General features: G+C 75.9%; 14 protein-coding genes. 8 read left to right on the forward strand and 6 right to left on the reverse strand.

The annotated features are described in order from the left end of the window. Nucleotides 1-85: 85 nt before the first annotated feature. Nucleotides 86-1762 carry a DEAD/DEAH box helicase gene (locus tag AC4H2H_RS16990; protein ID WP_494372002.1) on the reverse strand — a complete coding sequence of 559 codons (1677 nt, stop codon included), beginning with the start codon at nucleotides 1760-1762 and terminating at the stop codon, nucleotides 86-88. 257 nt (nucleotides 1763-2019) lie between these two features. On the opposite strand from AC4H2H_RS16990, the gene AC4H2H_RS16995 reads away from it, so the two are divergent. Then, nucleotides 2020-2745 carry a ferritin-like fold-containing protein gene (locus AC4H2H_RS16995; RefSeq protein WP_494372003.1) on the forward strand — a complete coding sequence of 242 codons (726 nt, stop codon included), beginning with the start codon at nucleotides 2020-2022 and terminating at the stop codon, nucleotides 2743-2745. A gap of 54 nt (nucleotides 2746-2799) precedes the next feature. On the opposite strand, the gene AC4H2H_RS17000 is transcribed toward AC4H2H_RS16995, so the two are convergent. Together AC4H2H_RS17000 and AC4H2H_RS17005 are read right to left on the reverse strand one after the other, a co-directional pair. Beyond that, nucleotides 2800-3024, reverse strand: coding sequence for a DUF3107 domain-containing protein (locus AC4H2H_RS17000; protein ID WP_494372004.1), 225 nt, complete (start codon nucleotides 3022-3024; stop codon nucleotides 2800-2802). 106 nt (nucleotides 3025-3130) lie between these two features. After that, nucleotides 3131-3859: a TetR/AcrR family transcriptional regulator gene (locus AC4H2H_RS17005; protein ID WP_494372005.1), complete on the reverse strand. Its 729-nt coding sequence runs from the start codon at nucleotides 3857-3859 to the stop codon at nucleotides 3131-3133. Between the two features lie 66 nt (nucleotides 3860-3925). Here AC4H2H_RS17005 and AC4H2H_RS17010 point away from each other — a divergent pair, with 66 nt between their 5' ends. The 3 genes from AC4H2H_RS17010 to AC4H2H_RS17020 all read left to right on the forward strand — a co-directional run bounded on the left by AC4H2H_RS17010 (nucleotide 3926) and on the right by AC4H2H_RS17020 (nucleotide 11855). Next, nucleotides 3926-4927, forward strand: coding sequence for a DUF3152 domain-containing protein (locus AC4H2H_RS17010; RefSeq protein ID WP_494372006.1), 1002 nt, complete (start codon nucleotides 3926-3928; stop codon nucleotides 4925-4927). A 134-nt stretch (nucleotides 4928-5061) separates the two neighbouring features. Further along, nucleotides 5062-8397 (forward strand): PD-(D/E)XK nuclease family protein, encoded by a 3336-nt coding sequence (locus AC4H2H_RS17015; RefSeq protein WP_494372007.1) that lies wholly within the window; start codon nucleotides 5062-5064, stop codon nucleotides 8395-8397. Then, the gene (locus AC4H2H_RS17020) at nucleotides 8394-11855 is read left to right on the forward strand and encodes an ATP-dependent helicase (protein WP_494372008.1); all 3462 of its coding nucleotides are present in this window, start codon (nucleotides 8394-8396) and stop codon (nucleotides 11853-11855) included. Before AC4H2H_RS17015 ends, AC4H2H_RS17020 begins: the two co-directional genes overlap by 4 nt. A gap of 7 nt (nucleotides 11856-11862) precedes the next feature. Here the strand turns inward: AC4H2H_RS17020 and AC4H2H_RS17025 are convergent, their stop codons facing one another. Continuing rightward, nucleotides 11863-12786, reverse strand: a complete 924-nt coding sequence (locus AC4H2H_RS17025) for a phosphotransferase (protein ID WP_494372009.1) — start codon at nucleotides 12784-12786, stop codon at nucleotides 11863-11865. A 166-nt stretch (nucleotides 12787-12952) separates the two neighbouring features. Here AC4H2H_RS17025 and nudC point away from each other — a divergent pair, with 166 nt between their 5' ends. After that, nucleotides 12953-14008 carry an NAD(+) diphosphatase gene (nudC, locus tag AC4H2H_RS17030; RefSeq protein ID WP_494372010.1) on the forward strand — a complete coding sequence of 352 codons (1056 nt, stop codon included), beginning with the start codon at nucleotides 12953-12955 and terminating at the stop codon, nucleotides 14006-14008. Between the two features lie 59 nt (nucleotides 14009-14067). On the opposite strand, the gene AC4H2H_RS17035 is transcribed toward nudC, so the two are convergent. Further along, a complete protein-coding gene (locus tag AC4H2H_RS17035) occupies nucleotides 14068-14334 on the reverse strand; it encodes a mycoredoxin (protein WP_494372011.1) in 267 nt (88 codons plus the stop codon). 158 nt (nucleotides 14335-14492) lie between these two features. Between AC4H2H_RS17035 and AC4H2H_RS17040 the strand changes: the two genes are divergently transcribed. The 3 genes from AC4H2H_RS17040 to AC4H2H_RS17050 all read left to right on the forward strand — a co-directional run bounded on the left by AC4H2H_RS17040 (nucleotide 14493) and on the right by AC4H2H_RS17050 (nucleotide 17479). Next, complete coding sequence (locus AC4H2H_RS17040; RefSeq protein ID WP_494372012.1) at nucleotides 14493-16550, forward strand: ATP-dependent helicase; 2058 nt, start codon at nucleotides 14493-14495, stop codon at nucleotides 16548-16550. A 144-nt stretch (nucleotides 16551-16694) separates the two neighbouring features. Next, entirely contained in the window at nucleotides 16695-16862 is a 168-nt protein-coding gene (locus AC4H2H_RS17045) for a hypothetical protein (RefSeq protein WP_494372013.1), read from the forward strand. 179 nt (nucleotides 16863-17041) lie between these two features. Further along, nucleotides 17042-17479, forward strand: a complete 438-nt coding sequence (locus AC4H2H_RS17050) for a WhiB family transcriptional regulator (protein ID WP_494372014.1) — start codon at nucleotides 17042-17044, stop codon at nucleotides 17477-17479. On the opposite strand, the gene AC4H2H_RS17055 is transcribed toward AC4H2H_RS17050, so the two are convergent. Continuing rightward, complete coding sequence (locus AC4H2H_RS17055; RefSeq protein WP_494372015.1) at nucleotides 17453-18553, reverse strand: ThiF family adenylyltransferase; 1101 nt, start codon at nucleotides 18551-18553, stop codon at nucleotides 17453-17455. The two genes, AC4H2H_RS17050 and AC4H2H_RS17055, sit on opposite strands and share 27 nt — an antisense overlap. Nucleotides 18554-18649 lie beyond the last annotated feature (96 nt).

Genomic DNA, 18649 nt, shown 5'->3' on the forward strand with positions numbered 1-18649 from the left:
GGCCTCTCCGCAGACGCCGAACCCCGGGTCACGCGTCGATCGAGACCACGATCGGCGCACAACCCGGGGTTCGGCGTCGTCCTGACTACTCGGCGGCGGGGGCGCCACCCTGCTGCTCGACCGGCTTGCCGCCGCGCGTGCGACGACGGCTGCGCGAGCGACGACGGCGCTCGCCACCCTCGGCGGACCCGGCCGGGTCCTCACCCGTCGCGGCGGCACGGTCGCCGTCGGGACGCTCCTCGGTGCGGCCCTGCTCGGCCGGACGGCCACCACGCTCAGCGCGCCCGCCACGGTCGGAACGCCCGCGGTCGCTGCCGCGCTCGCCCGACCGGTCGCGCCCGCCGCGGTCGCCCTGCTCGGGCCGGCCGCCGCGCGACCCGCCCGCCGGCGTGTGGCGCTTGCCGGTCTCGCCGAGGTCCTCGATCTCCTCCGCGTCCAGACCCGCGAGCGTGCGCTGGTCCCTCGGCAGGCGTCCCTTCGTGCCCTCGAGGATGTGGAGGTCGGCGTACAGGTGCGGCGAGCTCGAGTACGTCTCCGCCGGCTCGGGGATGCCCAGGTCGAGCGCCTTGTCGATGAGGCCCCAGCGGGGGAGGTCGTCCCAGTCGACGAACGTCACTGCGGTGCCCTTGTTGCCCGCGCGGCCGGTGCGGCCGGTGCGGTGCAGGTACGTCTTCTCGTCCTCGGGGCACTGGTAGTTGACGACGTGCGTGACGTCGTCGACGTCGATGCCGCGCGCCGCGACGTCGGTCGCGACGAGCACGTCGATCTTGCCGTTGCGGAACGCGCGCAGCGCCTGCTCGCGCGCGCCCTGGCCGAGGTCGCCGTGGATGGACCCGGCCGCGAAGCCGCGGTCGACGAGCTCGTCCGCGACCTTCGCCGCCGTGCGCTTGGTGCGCGCGAAGACGATCGTGCGGCCCCGGCCCTGGGCCTGGAGGATGCGCGCGAGGACCTCGACCTTGTCGAGCGCGTGCGCGCGGTAGACGACCTGCTCGATGTTCTTGACCGTCTGGCCGCCGTCGTCGGGGTCGTTCGCGCGGATGTGCGTCGGCTGCTTCATGTAGCGGCGCGCCATCGACACGACGGCGCCCGGCATGGTCGCCGAGAAGAGCATCGTGTGCCGCTGCGCCGGCGTGCGGGCGAGGATCTTCTCCACGTCGGGCAGGAAGCCGAGGTCGAGCATCTCGTCGGCCTCGTCGAGCACGACCGTCGCGGCCCGTGTGAGGTTGAGGTGCCCCTGGTTCATGAGGTCGATCATGCGGCCGGGGGTGCCGACGACGACCTCGACGCCGCGCGTCAGCGCGTCGACCTGGGGCTCGTAGGCGCGCCCGCCGTAGAGCTGGACGATGCGCACCGAGCGGCGCTTCGACGCCGTGGCGAGGTCGTTCGCGACCTGGACCGCGAGCTCGCGCGTCGGCACGACGACGAGCGCCTGCGGCTTGCCGGGGGAGGGCAGCTCGTCGAAGCCGGGCTCGCCCGGCGCGACGACGCGGTGCAGCAGCGGGACGCCGAAGCCGAGCGTCTTGCCCGTCCCTGTCTTGGCCTGGCCGATGATGTCGTGGCCCGACATCGCGACCGGCAGCGTCATCGCCTGGATGGGGAAGGGGTGCGTGATGCCCGCGTCGGCGAGCGCCTCGACGATCTCGGGGCGCACCCCGAAGTCGGCGAAGGACGTGTTGGCGGCCTGCACGCTCGCGGCGACGGCGGTCGCGTCGGCGCTCACGTCAGGGGTGGCGTCCGTGGTGGACGCGTCGGTGGTGGTCACTGGATGCCTCTGTCTCGTTCGGGCACGCGCGACCGTCCGCGGGCCCTGGGGCCCGGTCCCGGGAGGCTCCCGGTCGCGGTCGTACGCGCCTCGTGGCCGGCAGCCGATCGCGGGATGTCGTGGCAGGTCCGCGGGGCGGATCCGGCCTGCCGTCGTCGGGCGTCGTGCCGGACGACTGGAGTTCCTGGCGTATGAGGTCTGGACGACCGGGCAACCGATGTACGCGGGCCATGATATCCGAGAACTATCCTGGCGGGATGAGCGACGCCGAGCACGCCACCGAGACGACCCTGCCGTCGGCGGAGCCCGCCGACGCGACCGAGCTGCTCGGGCTCGTCGCGTACACCGAGCTCGCGGGCTTCGGTCGACTCGCGGGAGACGCCGCGCACGCGCCGACGCTGCGCCAGCGCCAGGCGCTGTCCCGCCTGGCCGCGGCGATGCTCGACCGGCAGGAGACGGTCCTGGACCGCGTGGCCGAGCTCGGGGGCGACCCCGCGACGTGCATGGCCCCGTTCGACGGGATGTTCGACGACTTCGACGCGCGCACGCGGCCGAGCACGTGGTGGGAGGGCATCCTCAAGGGCTACGTGGGCCAGGGCGTCGCCGACGACTTCTGTCTGCTCGCGGCGCAGGGACTCGACGAGCGGTCGCGCGGCGTCGTGGTGGACGCGCTCACGCAGGACGCGCCGTCGCAGCGCTACGCGCCCGTCATCGCGGAGGCGGCGCAGGCGGACCCGGTGCTCGCGTCGCGGCTCGCGCTGTGGGGCCGGCGCCTCGTCGGTGAGGCGCTCGGTGTCGTCGGGGTCGTGCTCGCCGAGCGGCCCGCGCTCGCCCGGCTCGTCGTGCTGGGCGTCGCCGCGGCGGCCGACGGCGCGGTCGCGAGCGGGACGAACGGCCCCGCTCCCGCGACCCAGTCGTGGGTCTTCGCGCGGCTCACCGCGGAGCACACGCGGCGCATGGACCGCCTCGGCCTGGCGGCCTGACCGCGCGAGGGCGCGGCCAGGCCGATCTGCCTGACCACCTGCCAGGCGACCGCGTCAGAGCGAGCCGAAGCCCACCTTGCGCTGCTCCTCGGTGCCGATCTCGACGTACCCGAGGGACCCCGTCGGGACGATCACGCGGCGACCGCGTGAGTCGGTGAGCTCGAGCGCAGGAGCGCCGCCCAGGGCGTCCGCGACCGCGGTCGCCACGTCCTCGGCGGACAGGTCCGTGTCGACGACGAGCTCGCGGGCCAGGTTCTGCACACCGATCGTGACTTCCACAGCTTCTCCTCACAGTGGCCGCGCGCGAGGCGCGGCGATGACGGCCCGGTGACGGACTCGACCGCACGGGGGGCGGTCCCACCGGCGACAACGCGAACGATAGTAGTCAGATTCCCTCGGCACCGGCGGCGTCGGGCGTGCCGGGTCGGTCCCGGCGCAGCATCCCGTGCACCCCGCGCCACACGAGCCGGGGCACGAGCCGAGTGACGTCGTCGGCGGTGGCGACGCCGTCGGCGCGCACCGCCTCGGTCGCCGCGGCGCGCCCGACCGCCGTGCACGTGCGCGCGACGACCAGCGCCTCGTCGGTGCGGAGCTCGGTGATCCGGACGAGCACGTCGGCGAACGCGCCCGCGATGTGCGTGTCGGGTGCGAGCACCCTGGCACGCACGACCGGGTCGCGCATGACGTCCGACTCGAAGAGCAGCGCCGCGGAGCGCCCGGCCGACAGCGCGTACGCGACGTAGGCGCGCACGATGCCCTCGATGACGGCGAGGCCGTCGACGGCGAGCGCGTCGAGGTCGCCGGGGGCGGTCCCGGGCGGGGCCTCGCGGAACGGGTCGAGCGTCGTCTCGACGGACCGCACGAGACGGTCTCCCTGCTCGTCGACGATCGCGAGGTAGAGGTCGAGCTTCGACGGGAAGTGCCGGTAGAGCACCGGCTTGCCGACGCCGGCCCGGTCGGCGATGTCGTCCATCGAGATGTGGTGATAGCCGTGGGAGGCGAAGAGCTCCTCCGCGATGCGCAGGAGCTGCGCGCGGCGCTCGTCGCGCGGCATGCGGGTGCGGGCCCCCGGCACGACGGCGGCTCGCGTCCCTCGCTCACCGGCTCCCGTCATGGGGCGAGGATACGGAAACGGGCCGCGGTGTCGACCGGTCGTCGCGAGGAGTGGGACGATGGGTCGGTGCCCGACAGACATACCGTCCCGAACCGCCCGATCGGCACCTCGACCGGTGCCGCGCGCAGACCCGCGCGGCGGCTGCGGCGGCTCACGGCGGTCGCGGCGTGCCTCGCCGTCGGGTTCTCGGCCGGTGCCGCGACGGCGGAGGTGTGGGACGTCCCGGGACGCGCGCCCGACCCCGGGGGCGCCGTCCCCGTGACCGCCGGCCGGGAAGCACCCCCGGAGCGCGACGGCACCGTCGCCGCGAGCCGCTCGGGCGTGGAACGCGCCGAGCACGAGGACGACGGGCCGGGGCTCGTCGACCTCGCGTCGCCACGACCGCTGCCGCTCGTCGCGCCCACGCCGTCCTCGTCGCCGTCCTCGTCGCCCGCACCGACCACCCCGCCGGCGCCGGCGCCGGAGCCCCCTGCGGCGCCGCCCGCCCCGGCCGTGCCGCTCCCCGAGCCGGGCTCGGGTCTGGTGGGCGAGGTCGCCGTGGTGCCCGACCTGGGCGGTGCGCTCGTCGTCGTGCCCGGCGAGGCGCCCGCGCCGGGGGCAGGCACCGTGCGCTCCGTCCGGGTCGAGGTCGAGGCCGGCCTGCCGGTCGACGGGGAGACGCTCGCGACGGCCGTCCTCGCCACGCTCAACGACGCCCGCGGCTGGTCCGTCCCGGACGGCGTCACGTTCTCCCGGACCGCGGCCGACGACGCGTCGATCCGCGTCGTGCTCGCGAGCCCCGCGACGACCGACCGCCTGTGCGCGCCCCTCGCGACCGAGGGGAAGTACTCGTGCGGCAACTCGGTCGCGGGCGTCGCGGTGCTCAACTTCGAGCGCTGGGTGGTCGGCGCGCCGGACTTCGGCGACGACGTCGCGACGTACCGCCAGTACCTGGTCAACCACGAGGTCGGGCACGTGCTCGGGCACGGGCACGAGGACTGCCCCGCACCGGGCGCGGTCGCGCCGGTGATGGTCCAGCAGACGATCTCCGCGCAGGGCTGCGTCCCGAACGGCTGGCCCGTCCCGTAGCCTCGCCCGTCGCGTCCCCGGGCGCGCCGCGCCCGCTCGTGTGGGTGGCCCGTGATGGGATCTGGACCGTGCTCAGGACCCGACCCCCGCAGGGGCCCCGCCTCGTCGCGAGGGCCCGCGACCACGAGACGGACGTGGAGCTCGACGTCTCCCAGCGCGCTGCGGTCGTGGCGGCCGCAGGACCGGGAGCCACCCTCGTCGTCGGTGCGCCGGGCACGGGCAAGACGCTCGTCGCGCAGGAGGTCGTGCTCGCCGCGCTGGCCGACGGCGTCGCACCCGAGCGCGTCCTGCTCCTCGCGTCCTCGCGCCGCGCCGCCGCGGCGCTGCGCGACCGGCTCTCGGCCCGGGCTCGCCGCACGGTGGGCGCCCCCATGGTCCGCACCGCGGCGTCCGTGGCGTTCGCGGTGCTGCACGAGCGGGCGGCCGCACTGGGCGACCCACCGCCCACGCTCATCTCCGGGCCGGAGCAGGACCTCGTCCTCGCGGACCTCCTCGAGGGACACCTCGAGGGCGAGGGCGCACCGCTCGCGCTGCCACCCGGCGTCCCGGAGGAGGTGCTCGGCCTGCGCGGTCTGCGCCAGGAGCTGCGCGACCTGCTCATGCGCGCCGCCGAGCGCGGGCTCACGCCCGCCGACCTCGAGGCGCTCGGGCGTCGGTACGACCGGCCCGAGTGGACGATGGGCGCGCACCTGTTCGCCGAGTACCTCGACGTCACCGCGCTGCGCGCGGGCACGCCCGACGCGGGGGCGCGGTTCGACCCGGCCGTCGTCGTGGACGAGGCGGCGGAGGCGCTGCTCGCGTGGGACGACGAGGTGCCCGACGCCCCGCGGCCGCGCTGGGACCTCGTCGTCGTCGACGACTACCAGGAGGCGACCGTCGCCACCGCGCGCCTGCTCCACGTGCTGCACGACGACGGGGCGCGGCTCGTCCTGCTCGGCGACCCGGACTCCGCGGTCCAGACGTTCCGCGGCGCGAGCCCCGGCCTCGTCGGCCGGGCGTCCGCGCCGGCGCGTCGTGACGGTGCGCGCCGCGGGGAGCTCGGCGCGCGCGTCACCGTCCTCGGGACGGCGTGGCGCCAGCCCGCCGCGCTGCGGGCCGTGACGCGACGCGTCACGACGCAGGTCGGCACGGTCGCGGGAGCCCTCCACCGCGGCGCCGCAGCGCGCCCGGACCCCGAGCGCGCACCGGCGGTCGAGGTCGCGGTGCTCGCGGGCGCGGCGCAGGAGGCGGCGTACGTCGCGCGCGAGCTGCGCGCGGAGCACCTGCTGCACGCCACGCCGTGGCACCGCATGGCGGTCGTCGCTCGCACAGGGACGCGGCTGGCCGCACTGCGGCGCGAGCTGGTCGCCGCGTCCGTCCCGGTCACGCTCCTCGGCTCGGACGTCCCGCTGCGCGACGAGCCGGCCGTCGCGCCGCTCCTGGCCGCGGTCCGCGTGTGCGTCGCACCGCGCGGCGACGTGTCGGAACCGTTCGGAGCCCTCGACCCCCTGACCGCCGCGGCGCTGCTCACCTCCCCGTTCGGCGGGCTCGACGTCGTCGCCCTGCGCCGGCTGCGCAGGGCGCTGCGCGCGGAGGAGCTCGACGGCGGGGGCGGGCGCTCGTCCGACACGCTGCTCGTCGAGGTGCTCGACGACCCGGCGCGGGCTGCGACGCTCCCACCGGCGGTGCGGCGCGGGCCGGTCGCGGTCGCGCGGGCGCTCGCGGCGGGACGCGCGGCGGCGGCCGAGCCGGGCGCGACCGCGCAGACCGTCCTGTGGGCCGTGTGGGCGGCGACCGGGCTGGCCGAGCGCTGGCGCTCGGCTGCGCTCGACGGAGGACCCTCGGGCGCGCGTGCCGACCGCGACCTCGACGCGGTGCTCGCGCTGTTCCGCGCGGCGGAGACGTTCGTCGACCGCATGCCGGGCGCACCCGTCGAGGCCTTCGTCGAGTACCTCGCCTCGCAGGACCTGCCGGCGGACTCCCTCGCGGCCAGCACGGGCGGTTCCGACGCCGTCGCCGCACTCACCCCCGCGGGCGCGGCCGGGCGCGAGTGGGACGTGGTCGTCGTCGCCGGCGTGCAGGACGGCGTGTGGCCGGACCTGCGGCTGCGCGACTCGCTGCTTGGGTCGCAGGCGCTCGTGGAGCTCGTCGCGGGCCGCGCGCAGGATGCGCACGGCGTCGGTTCCGAGGCGCGCGCGCAGGTCCTCGCGGACGAGCTGCGCGGCTTCGTCGTCGCGACCTCGCGCGCGACGCGGCGCCTCGTCGTCACCGCGGTCGACGACGCCGAGGAGACCCCGTCGGTGTTCTGCGACCTCGTCGTCCCGCCCGGCGAGCCGGACGGCGACCCGACGGGTCCGGGGGACGGCGGCGGTGAACCGGGCGGTGACGGGCCGGGCGGCGACCGCGGGCCGGACGGCGGTGTCGCGCCCGGTCAGGAGGTGCCCGGTGACCGCCGCCGGGTGCTCGTGGGCGCGCCGCTCGACCTGCGCGGCCTCGTCGCGTCCGCGCGCGCCGTCCTCGTCGCCGACGCGGCGCGCGACCAGGCCGCCGGCCGGCCGGACGACGAGGTCCCGGTCGGTCCGGTGCCGGGTGACCCCGGGCCTGGGCTCGACCCGCGCGCCGTCGCCGCCGCGACGCTGCTCGCCGACCTCGGGGCGCTCGATGTCGCCGAGGCCCGGCCGGAGTCCTGGTACGGCGTCTCGGGCGTGTCCAGCACGGCGGCGCTGCGCCGCGAGGACGAGACGGTGACGGTCTCGCCCTCGAAGGTCGAGACCGTGACGACCTGCCCGCTGCGGTGGTCGCTCGAGGCCGCGGGCGGGACGGCACCCGACGCGACGCACCAGAACCTCGGCACGCTCGTGCACTCGATCGCGGAGACCACGCCGTCGGGCTCCCTGGCCGAGCTGCGGGCCGAGCTCGACCACCGCTGGGCCGAGCTCGCCCTGCCCGAGGGATGGCCCTCGCGCCAGCTGCGCAAGCGGGCCGACCGCATGATCGAGAAGCTCGCGGCCTACCTCGCCCAGGCCGGGGAGCCGCTGCTCGTCGAGCCCACGTTCGACGTGACGGTCGGGCGCGCGCGCCTGCGAGGAACCATCGACCGGGTCGAGGACGCGGGCGACGGGAAGGTCCGGGTCGTCGACCTCAAGACCGGGCGCCGGACGGCGACGAAGGCCGAGGGGGCGGAGCACCCGCAGCTCGGCGCGTACCAGCTCGCGGTCGAGGTGGGCGGTCTCGACGTGCCCGAGGAGACGCGCAGTGCAGGGGCCCAGCTCGTCTACGTGGGCAGCACCCACGTCGGGCCGGCCGTCGTCACGCAGCCCGCGCTCGACCCCGCGCCCGACGGCACGAGCTGGGCGCGCGACCTCGTCGACGACGCGGCGACGACCATGTCGTCGGCGACGTTCACGGCCCGGGTCAACGGGCTGTGCGAGATGTGCCCCGTGCGCCGGTCGTGCCCCGTGCAGCCCGAAGGACGGAAGGTGGTGGCATGAGCAGCGAGCTCTTCGAGCTCCCGGAGCCCGAGCCGCGGGTGCGGCTCGTGGCGGCGGAGGAGCGGGCGGTCGAGCCGGCGCGTCCGATCCTCTCCGCGACCCGCATCGCCGACCTCCTCGGCCGTCCGCGGCCCACGCCGGAGCAGGTCGAGGTCATCGAGGCGCCCCTCGAGCCCGCGCTCGTGGTCGCGGGCGCCGGGTCGGGCAAGACCGAGACGATGGCCGCGCGCGTCGTCTGGCTCATCGCCAACGGGCTGGTCGCACCCGACGCCGTGCTGGGCCTGACGTTCACCCGCAAGGCCGCGGGGGAGCTCGCCGAGCGCGTGCAGGTGCGCCTCGCGCAGCTCGCGCGGGCCCGGGGTGGCGCGACGTCGGCGCTCTCGTTGCTCGACCGCCCGACCGTCGCCACGTACAACGCCTACGCGGCGTCGCTCGTCGCGGACCACGGCCTGCGGGTGGGCGTCGAGCCCGGGTCGCGGCTGCTGGGCGAGGCGCAGCAGTGGCAGCTCGCCTCCGAGGTCGTCGAGGGCTGGGACGAGGACCTCGGCACGGAGCGTGCCGTGAGCACCGTCGTGGCCGCCGTCCTCGGCCTCTCGGGCGCGCTCGGTGAGCACCTGCTCGAGCCGCGGGAGGCGCGCGACCGGCTGGAGGAGATCGTCGGGGCGCTCGACGCCCTGCCGCCCGGCCCCAAGCAGAAGGCGCGGACCAAGGAGGTCGAGAAGCTGATCGGCGACGTCGCGGAGCGTGTCCGGCTCCTCGACGTCGTCGCCGAGTACCGCCGGCGCAAGCGCGCGACGGACTCGCTCGACTTCGGCGACCAGGTCGCGCTCGCGGCGCGCCTCGCGGCCGATGTCCCGGTCGTCGGGGTGACGGAGCGCTCGCGCTTCCGCGTCGTGCTGCTCGACGAGTACCAGGACACGTCCCACGCCCAGGTCGAGCTGCTCGCCGGCCTCTTCGGCGACGGGCACGCGGTCACCGCGGTGGGCGACCCCCACCAGTCGATCTACGGCTGGCGGGGGGCGAGCGCGGGTGGCCTCGCGCGGTTCCCCGAGCGGTTCCGCCGCGAGGCGGGCCGGCCCGCAGCGGTGCACTACCTGTCCACGTCGTGGCGCAACGACGCGGCGGTGCTCCGGGCGGCGAACGTCGCTGCCGCGCCCCTGCGCGCCGCAGCGGGTGGCGCCGGGAGCGACGGGGCGCACGGTGCTCGGGGCGACCGGGTGGACGTCCCGCCGCTCGCGCTGCGCCCGGACCACGGACCCGGGGCGGTCACCGCGCACGTCGGGGCGACCGCCGAGGAGGAGGCGGCCGCCGTCGCGGAGTACGTCGCAGCCCGCTGGCGGCCGGCGGGCGCCCCCGGCGGCCGCGTGACGGCCGCCGTCCTGTGCCGCAAGCGCAGCCAGTTCGCCGCGCTGGAGGTCGCGCTGCGCCGCCGCGGCCTCCCGGTCGAGGTCGTGGGCCTCGGTGGGCTCCTGACGACGCCGGAGGTCGTCGACGTCGTCGCGCTCCTCGAGGCCGTGCACGACCCGTCGCGCGGGGACGCGCTCGTCCGGCTGCTCACCGGCCCCCGGATCAACCTCGGCGCCGCCGACCTGCACGCGCTCGGCAGCCGGGCGGCCGACCTCGCGCGCCGCGAGGAGCGGCTCGGCAGGCGCCGCTCGCCCGGTGCCGGGCAGGACGGGGACCCGGTCGTCGTCGAGGGCGACGTGGCCGACCACCGGTCGATCGTCGACGCGCTCGACGACCTGCCCGAGCCCGGCGAGGCGGCGGGCGACGGGCGCACCCTCACCGCGGACGGTCACGCCCGTCTGCGGGCGCTGTCGGCGACCCTGCGCACGCTGCGCGGGCTGACCTACCTCTCCCTGCCGGAGCTCGTCGTCGAGGCGGAGCGCGCGCTGGGCCTCGACGTGGAGGCCGCGACCAACGCGGCGCTCCTGCAGTCGCACCGGCTCGTCGACCCGGACGCCGTGAGCGACCGCGCACGCGAGCACCTCGACGGCCTCCGGGACGTCGCGGCGACGTTCGCGCAGACGGCGGACGTGGTGACGCTGGGGGCGTTCCTCGCGTGGCTCGGTGTCGCCGCGAACCGTGAGAACGGTCTCGACCTCCCCGTGCGGGAGCCGGACCCCGACGCGGTGCAGGTCATCACGGTGCACGCGGCGAAGGGCCTCGAGTGGGACGTCGTCGCGGTCCCGGGCCTCGTCGACGGCGTGTTCCCCACGGTCGTGCAGTCCTCGACCGGTGTCCGGGCGGACAGCGGCTGGCTCACCGACGTCTCCCAGCTCCCGTACCCGCTGCGCGGGGACGCCGCCGACCTGCCCGCGTTCCGGCACGAGCTGGCCGCGGACACGAAGGAGCTCGTGGCGCGCAGGGAGGAGTTCCGTGCGGCGTGCGGCGAGCACCAGCTCGCCGAGGAGCGCCGGCTCGCCTACGTGGCTTTCACCCGTGCACGACGCGAGCTGTTCCTCACCGCCTCGTGGTGGCAGGGCGGCTCACGGCCTCGCGTCGTGTCCCCGTTCCTCCTCGAGCTGGTCGAGGCGGGCGTCGTACGGGCCGACGGCTGGTCGGCGCCTCCGGGCCCCGACGACACCAACCCCCTGGAGGACCTCGAGGTCACGGGCACCTGGCCGGCCCCGGACGACGCGGCGCCGGGCACGGCCCGGTCGGTGCTCCGCGCGACCGCGCGGCGCGTCGAGAGCGCGGCGCGCGAGCGCGCCGGGGTCGCTCCGGACGCCCTCGGCGTCACGGCGCCCCAGGGGGTGCTCGTCGACCGCGACGGCCGCGACCTGGTCGCCCTCGCCCGGGTGCTCCTCGCCGAGCGGGCCGAACGCTCCGGGCGGGAGGTCGAGATGCCCGCGCACGTGTCGGCGTCCGCTCTGGTCCGCCTCGCCGCCGACCGTGCCGAGTTCGCGCTGCACCTGCGCCGCCCGGTGCCGGGCGAGCCGACCGTGCACGCCCGCCGCGGCACGCGCTTCCACCTGTGGGCCGAGCGCTACTTCACGACGTCGTCGCTCCTCGACGTCGAGGACCTGCCCGGTGCGGACGACGAGGACCTCGACCCGGACCTCGACCTCGACCGGCTGCAGCGCACGTTCCTCGCGTCGCAGTGGGCGGCGCGCACGCCGCTCGCGGTCGAGGTCGACGTCGAGACGCCCGTGGGCGCGACGGTGCTGCGCTCGCGCATCGACGCCGTGTTTCCCGAGGTTCCGGACTCCCCGGACACCGGCGCGCCCGACGGCGTCGTCGTCGTGGACTGGAAGACCGGCCGGGCGCCGTCGGACCCGGCGGCGCGCAGCGTGCGCGAGGTGCAGCTCGCCGTCTACCGGCTCGCCTGGTCCCGGTGGTCCGGGCTCCCCCTCGAGAAGGTGAGCGCGGCGTTCTACTACGTCGCGTCCGACGAGACGGTGCGACCGGAGCGGCTGCTGGGCGAGGCGGAGATCGAGGCGCTGCTGCGGACCTGAGAGCCGCTCAGTCCTCGTCGTGCCCGCGCGTCGAGTCCTCGAGGTCGGCGAGCATGTCGAGCGCGTCGGCCACGACGTCGTCGAGCCGGTGCCGCACCCCGTGCAGGAGCCAGCGCGCGAGCGCGAGCTCGCCGACGAGCAGGGCGCGCTCGACGAGGTTCTTGTCGGTGAGCTCGGTCCGGCGCAGCTGGTACGCCTCCATGATCGAGTCGATCGACTCCGGGGGCGCCGCGACGAGCAGCCACGCGAGGTCGTCCGCGGGGTCCGCGACGCGCGCGTTCGCCCAGTCGGTCACGGCCGCGACGCGCCCGCGCGCCACGAGCACCTGCTCGGGGCCCAGGTCGCCGTGCACGACGACGGGCTGGAACCGCCACAGCGACACGTCCTCCAGCGCCGACTCCCAGCGGCGCAGCAGGGCCGGCGGCACCTTGCCGGTCGCGGCCGCCTCGTCGAGCTCGGCCATGCGCCGCGCGCGGTACTCCTCGACGTCGTACCCCGGGAGGCCCGCGTCGTCGACGATCGAGCGGGGGAGCTCGTGGATCGAGGCGAGCACGCGGCCGAGGTCCGCGGCGAGGCCCGGCCCGGGCCGCAGGGTCTCGACGTCGAGCGGGGTCCCGTCGAGCGCCGGGTGCACGACGGCGCGACCGCCCTCCGGCAGGAGCGCGGACCCGCTGACGCGGGGGACCGTGAATGACAGGACCCCCGCCTCGGCGTACATCTGGAGCGACGCGAGCAGCTCCGCCTCGGCCTCGAGGGCGGCGCCCGCCTGGAGGCTCCGAGGGGCTCGCACGGTCCAGCGGGTGCCGTCGGCATCCGTCACGACGGCCGTGTCGTAGTCGCCCGGGTCCTCCACGGGCTGCGCGGTGCGGGCGTCGAGGCCGGGGACGGCCGCCGTCGCGAGCGCGGCCAGGGTGAGCGGAGAACGAGGCACCCGACCACGGTAGTCGCTGCTACCCAGGTCCCCTGGGCCCCACGCCGACCATCATTCGGCCGAGCATGCGGTTGCGGGCTGTTTCGACGCTCGGACGAGCGACGACCGCATGTTCGGCGGTCGGCATCAACATGGTCGTCGCGCGGGCGTGGCCTACGGTCGGAGCGTGAGCACCCCACCCGCCGGCCCGTCGTCGGACACCACCCCCCGCAGCCCTTTCCCGCCCGGCCTTGCCCTGCCCCCGCTGAGCGACCTGCCGCTCCCGCTCGACGGCACGCTCGTCGACCGCGCCGCGCACCGCCGGACCGAGCCGCACCTCGTGCGCACGCTGCGCGGGGAGCCGACGACACGCGTCCTCCTCGTCCACCGCGGCCGACTTGCGCTCGACGACGGCGGCGGCGGGGTCGCGCTCCTCGACGCTGGGGCGGTCGCTGATGTCGATCCCGCGACCGACGACGAGCAGGCCCGCTGGCTGTTCCTCGGCGAGGACGGGGGCACCGCGTACGTCGCGCTCGTGCTTCCGGACGACGCCGACGCCGAGGAGGTCGACATCGAGGGGGTCGACGCGTCGGACCCGGCCGCGGTCCTCGTGCGCGGGCACGCCTGGTCGGGGCTGCGCGAGCTCGTCGGCGGACTCGGGTCAGCGACCGCGGGGCTCGCGACGGAGGCCGTGGCGCTCGCGGCGTGGCACGCGAACCACGAGCGCTGCCCGCGCTGCGGTGGGCGCACGACCGTCGAGAACGCCGGGTGGACGCGGCGGTGCGTCGCCCAGGGCGTCGAGATCTACCCGCGCACCGACCCGGCGGTGATCATGGCGGTTGTGCACGGGGAGGGCGACGACGAGCGCCTCCTGCTCGGGCACGCCGCGCACTGGCCCGAGCGGCGCTTCTCGACGCTCGCCGGGTACGTCGAGCCGGGGGAGTCGCTGGAGAGCGCCGTGCGGCGCGAGGTGCTCGAGGAGGCGGGGGTCGTCGTCGGCGACGTCGCGTACCGGGGGAGCCAGCCGTGGCCGTTCCCCGCGTCGCTCATGCTGGGGTTCACGGCCCGGGCACGCACCAGCGAGATCCACGTCGACGGCGTCGAGCTCACCGACGCACGCTGGTTCACGCGCGCCGAGCTCGACCGGGCTGCGCGCTCCGGCGAGGTGCTGCTCCCCGGCCGCACGTCGATCGCGCGCTCGCTCGTCGAGGACTGGTTCGGCGGTCGCCTCCCCGACGCCTGAGGAAGGGAACGGACCCGGTCAGGACGACCTGACCGAGCCCGTTCCCTGCCCACAGCGGGTCAGGCGGCGAGGCGCTGCTTGACCTCGGCGAGCGACGGGTTGGTCGCGGCGGTCCCGTCCGGGAAGACGACGGTCGGCACGGTCTGGTTGCCGTCGTTGACGGACTCGACGAACTCCGCGGTCCCCGGGGTCTCCTCGATGTTCACCTCGGTGTAGCCGATGCCCGCGGAGTCGAGCTGCGTCTTGAGGCGACGGCAGTAGCCGCACCAGCTCGTCGAGTACATGACGATCGAGCCGGACTCGGGAAGGGTCGGGGCGGTGGGCATCGGGAGCTCTCCTGTTCGGGGGGTCGGACGGCCGAGACGTGACCGTAACACCGGCGCCGGACGCACTGTTCCCGGCGCTGGAGGGTGGCTCCGGCCCGGGCGGCGACCTGTGGATCCTCGGGAGCCGGTGTCACCGGAGCCTGCGAGAATCGCGGGTGATGTCCACGCCACCGGTCTCACGCCCGCCCTCGCTCCGCTCCGCCGACGAGATCCTCGACGCGCTCGACCCTGACCAGCGCGACGTCGCGCTCGCGCTGCGCGGGCCGGTGTGCGTCCTCGCCGGCGCGGGGACGGGCAAGACGCGAGCGATCACGCACCGCATCGCGTACGGCGTCCGCACCGGCGTCTACGCCCCGACGAGCGTGCTCGCCGTGACGTTCACGGCGCGCGCGGCGGGGGAGATGCGCACCCGCCTGCGCGAGCTCGGTGCCACCGGGGTGCAGGCCCGCACGTTCCACGCGGCCGCGCTCCGCCAGCTCGGCTACTTCTGGCCCAAGGTCGTCGGCGGTGCGCCGCCGCGCATCCTCGAGTACAAGGCACCGGTGATCGCCGAGGCGGCCCGACGGCTCGGGGTGGGCGTCGACCGCGTCGCGGTACGCGACCTGTCGTCCGAGGTCGAGTGGGCGAAGGTCTCGCTCGTCACCGCGGACGACTACGTGCGCGCGTGCGAAGCGATCGACCGCGAGCCCCCTGCGGGCTACGACCATCAGACCGTGGCGCGCCTCGTCACCGCCTACGAGGACGTCAAGACCGAGCGGTCCGTCATCGACTTCGAGGACGTGCTGCTCATGCTCGGCGACATGCTCTCGACGCAGGGCTCCGTCGCGGACGAGGTCCGGCGCCAGTACCGGCACTTCGTCGTCGACGAGTACCAGGACGTGTCCCCGCTCCAGCAGTTCGTCCTCGACCAGTGGCTCGGAGGCAGGGACGAGCTGTGCGTCGTCGGCGACCCGTCGCAGACCATCTACTCGTTCACGGGCGCGTCACCGCACCACCTCCTCACGTTCTCGCGCACGCACCCGAAGGCCCAGGTCGTCCGTCTCGTCCGGGACTACCGTTCGACCCCGCAGGTCGTGAACCTCGCGAACCAGCTCCTCGCGCGCGCCGGCCGCGCGGGCGGGGCGCACCAGGCGCTCGAGCTCGTCGCCCAGCGGCCCGCGGGCCCGCCCGTCGCGTTCACCGCGTACGACGACGACGAGGCGGAGGCGAAGGGCATCGCGCAGCGGGTCTCGCGTCTCCTCGCCGCCGGGACGCGCGCGAGCGAGGTCGCGGTGCTCTACCGCACCAACGCGCAGTCGGAGGCGTTCGAGTCGGCGCTCGCCGACGCGGGCATCGGCTATCTCGTGCGCGGCGGCGAGCGGTTCTTCCAGCGCAAGGAGGTCCGCGACGCGATCGTGCTCCTGCGCGGGGCAGCGCGGTCCGCGGACCCCGAGGTCCCGATGCCGGAGATGGTGCGCGACGTCCTCGCCTCCGCGGGTTGGGCACCCGGACCGCCCGCGGCGCGCGGCGCCGCGCGGGAGCGCTGGGAGTCCACGCAGGCGTTGGTCGCGCTCGCGGACGACGTCGCGGCCCTCGCGCTGGCGGCCGAGGGGCCGGCTCCGACCGTCGCGACGTTCGTCGCCGAGCTCGACGAGCGGGCCGCGGCGCAGCACGCGCCGACCGTCGAGGGCGTGACGCTCGCCTCCCTGCACGCCGCGAAGGGTCTCGAGTGGGACGCGGTCTTCCTCGCGGGCATGAGCGAGGGGCTCATGCCGATCTCGCTCGCGGAGACGGACGAGGCTGTCGCGGAGGAGCGCCGACTGCTCTACGTCGGCATCACGCGGGCGCGCGAGCACCTGGAGGTGTCGTTCGCCCGTTCGCGCAACCCGGGCGGTCGTGCCACACGGCGTCGGACCAGGTTCCTCGACGGGCTGTGGCCCGACGAGCCGGGCGCGTCCGGCCACGGACGGCGCCCGCGCTCGGGGCAGGCGAAGCTGCGCCTCACGGGCGAGTACGACCGCGAGCTCTTCGAGCGGCTGCGCGAGTGGCGGCTGCAGGTCGCGCAGGAGACCGACAAGCCGGCGTTCACCGTGCTCGTCGACACGACGCTCGCCGCCATCGCCGAGACGCGTCCGACGGACCCCGCCGGACTCGCCCGCATCGACGGGCTGGGCCCGGCGAAGATCGAGCGCTACGGTGCCGCGCTCCTCGAGATCGTGGGGCGCGCCGGCTCGTGAGCGGGACCACAGGGTGGTCCTCGAAAACTCGTCGAAGAAATCTCCGCAAATAAGTTGTGCGTCTCCTGAGGGGCGGCATATGGTCGACGAGTCCTGTTGGGGAGGGACCGCGCCGAGAGGCGGGTCCCTGAACGGAGAGAGGGGGTGGGAAAGCTGATGAAGAACCAGATCGCCATGGCGAACCTGCTGGATATCGCGACCGTGTACACGGGCACGCCAGGAGGACTCCGTCCCCGTGCGACCGCGCACCGCGGCGGCATCTTCGTCTCCCGCCCCGCGCCCGACTCCGCCCCCAGGACTCGTCCGGTCTGACCGACCGAACCTTCCAGGCCGCGGAGTCCATCTCGGACCCGCGGCCTTCGTTCTCTCCAGAGCACGACTGCCGATGAGGATCACCGGTCTTTCCCGTCTCTCCACTGACGGGACAGCGGTCCCTCGGGTCCTGTGACGACGACGTTCACACCCACGACAGGACATCACTGGAGGACATCGTGCGGCTCACCGCGCTGCTCGACAACATCACTGCCCAGGGCGGATCCGGCCCCTGGGTCCCGCACCAACCACTCACCACACCGCTCGGCGAGCAGGACGCCGCCGAGTTCGACCGGCTCCTCGCGGGCCTGCTGCCCTGCCGCACGAACGACCCCGAGCTCTGGTTCGCCGAGCGCTCCTCCGAGGTCGAGCAGGCCAAGGCCCTGTGCCGCACGTGCCCGCTCGTCGAGGGCTGCCTCGCGGGCGCGGTCGAGCGTCGCGAACCCTGGGGCGTCTGGGGCGGCGAGGTCTTCGTGGACGGCGTCGTCGTCGCGCGCAAGCGTGGTCGTGGCCGCCCGAGCAAGGCCGAGGTCCTTGCCCGCGAGGCCGAGCGCCAGGCCGAGGAGGCCGTCCGCGCCGACGCCGAGACGTCAGCCGGCGTCTCGACGGCGGCGTGACATGCTGAGCGGCGCCCCGTCCGGGGGCGTGCGCGCGAGCTCGTCGCACCCGCACCGCGGGTGCCGTCCGGTCTCGCGCAGCCGCGGCACGGCATCGGGAGCAGGGATCTCGATGCATGCCGTGGCTGCGCGAGGCACCGCCCCGTCGAGGGCGGCGAGCACCTGGCCGGCAGCGAGCGCAGCCGCCGTGGCCGCGAGCACCGTCTCCTCGCGCTCCGGACGCGCCGACTCCCGCAGCTGCTGAGCGACCTGCGGCCAGCACGGGTCGACGTCCGCCCGGTGCAGGTCGACGCAGGTCAGGCACGGGCCGAGCCCCGGCCGCACGAACGGTCCGACGAGCACGTCGGCCTCGCGCACCACGACCGACAGGTGCGCCACACCCTCTCCCACGAGCCCGCGGAAGCTCTGCGCGTCCGCCGCGCCGTGCTCCACCACGACGACGACGTCCGGTGCCGCCACGGCGAGGCCGCCCCGACGGCCCTCGGTCGGCGTCCCGTCTGACGGGGACCGCAGCTCCGCGCCCGGCGCCACCTCGCCCACGACGCGCCGCACCGCCGCCTCGCGTGCCGCCCCGACGTCACGCAGCCGGAACGCGCCCACGCCGACGTCGGCCGCGAGCACGGGTGCCGGGTCGCGCAGCTCGAGCGTCCCGACCCCGGCGGTCGCGAGGATCGTCGCGAGCGAGGCCCCGATGCGCCCGAGTCCGACGACGGCGACGACGGCGCGTCGACGTGCGGCGAGGACGCGCTGCCCCGCCCCGTCCGGCCGGACGGCGGAGAGCACGTCGACGTCGGCCTCGCCCTGGCCCGGCGCGGGGGTCGCGGTGCGCCGCCGGCGCGGGACGAGGAGGTGGGCCTCGTCGAGGAGGCGCAGCAGCGCCTCCTGACGGGGTGCCGCGGGGCCGCGCCGCAGGGCCGTCGCGGGCGAGCGCGAGAGACCGCGCAGCCACCGCTCCTCGTCCGGGTCGAGGCCGACGAGCCGCACGGACCACCGCGGGTCCGTCCCGAACTGCAGCTCGCCGGGCGCGCGTCGCAGCACGGGAGTGTCAGGGCGCAGCACGCTGCCTCGGTGCACGGTTCCTCCTGGTCCGCCGGGGGCCGTCGCGTCGTGGCGGCCCGTGGCCAGCGTGGCACGCGGGCACGACCCGGCCGGGGTTTTCCACAGCCCCGG

Source organism: Cellulosimicrobium sp. BMG9.22 (assembly GCF_059159975.1).

What these genes read in the sequence shown, in the direction of transcription:
- AC4H2H_RS17040 (WP_494372012.1), top strand. Translation starts at nt 14,493, where the DNA reads ATGTCCACGCCACCGGTCTCACGCCCGCCCTCGCTCCGCTCCGCCGAC.
- AC4H2H_RS17005 (WP_494372005.1), bottom strand. Translation starts at nt 3,859, where the DNA reads ATGACGGGAGCCGGTGAGCGAGGGACGCGAGCCGCCGTCGTGCCGGGG.
- AC4H2H_RS17020 (WP_494372008.1), top strand. Translation starts at nt 8,394, where the DNA reads ATGAGCAGCGAGCTCTTCGAGCTCCCGGAGCCCGAGCCGCGGGTGCGG.
- AC4H2H_RS17035 (WP_494372011.1), bottom strand. Translation starts at nt 14,334, where the DNA reads ATGCCCACCGCCCCGACCCTTCCCGAGTCCGGCTCGATCGTCATGTAC.
- AC4H2H_RS16995 (WP_494372003.1), top strand. Translation starts at nt 2,020, where the DNA reads ATGAGCGACGCCGAGCACGCCACCGAGACGACCCTGCCGTCGGCGGAG.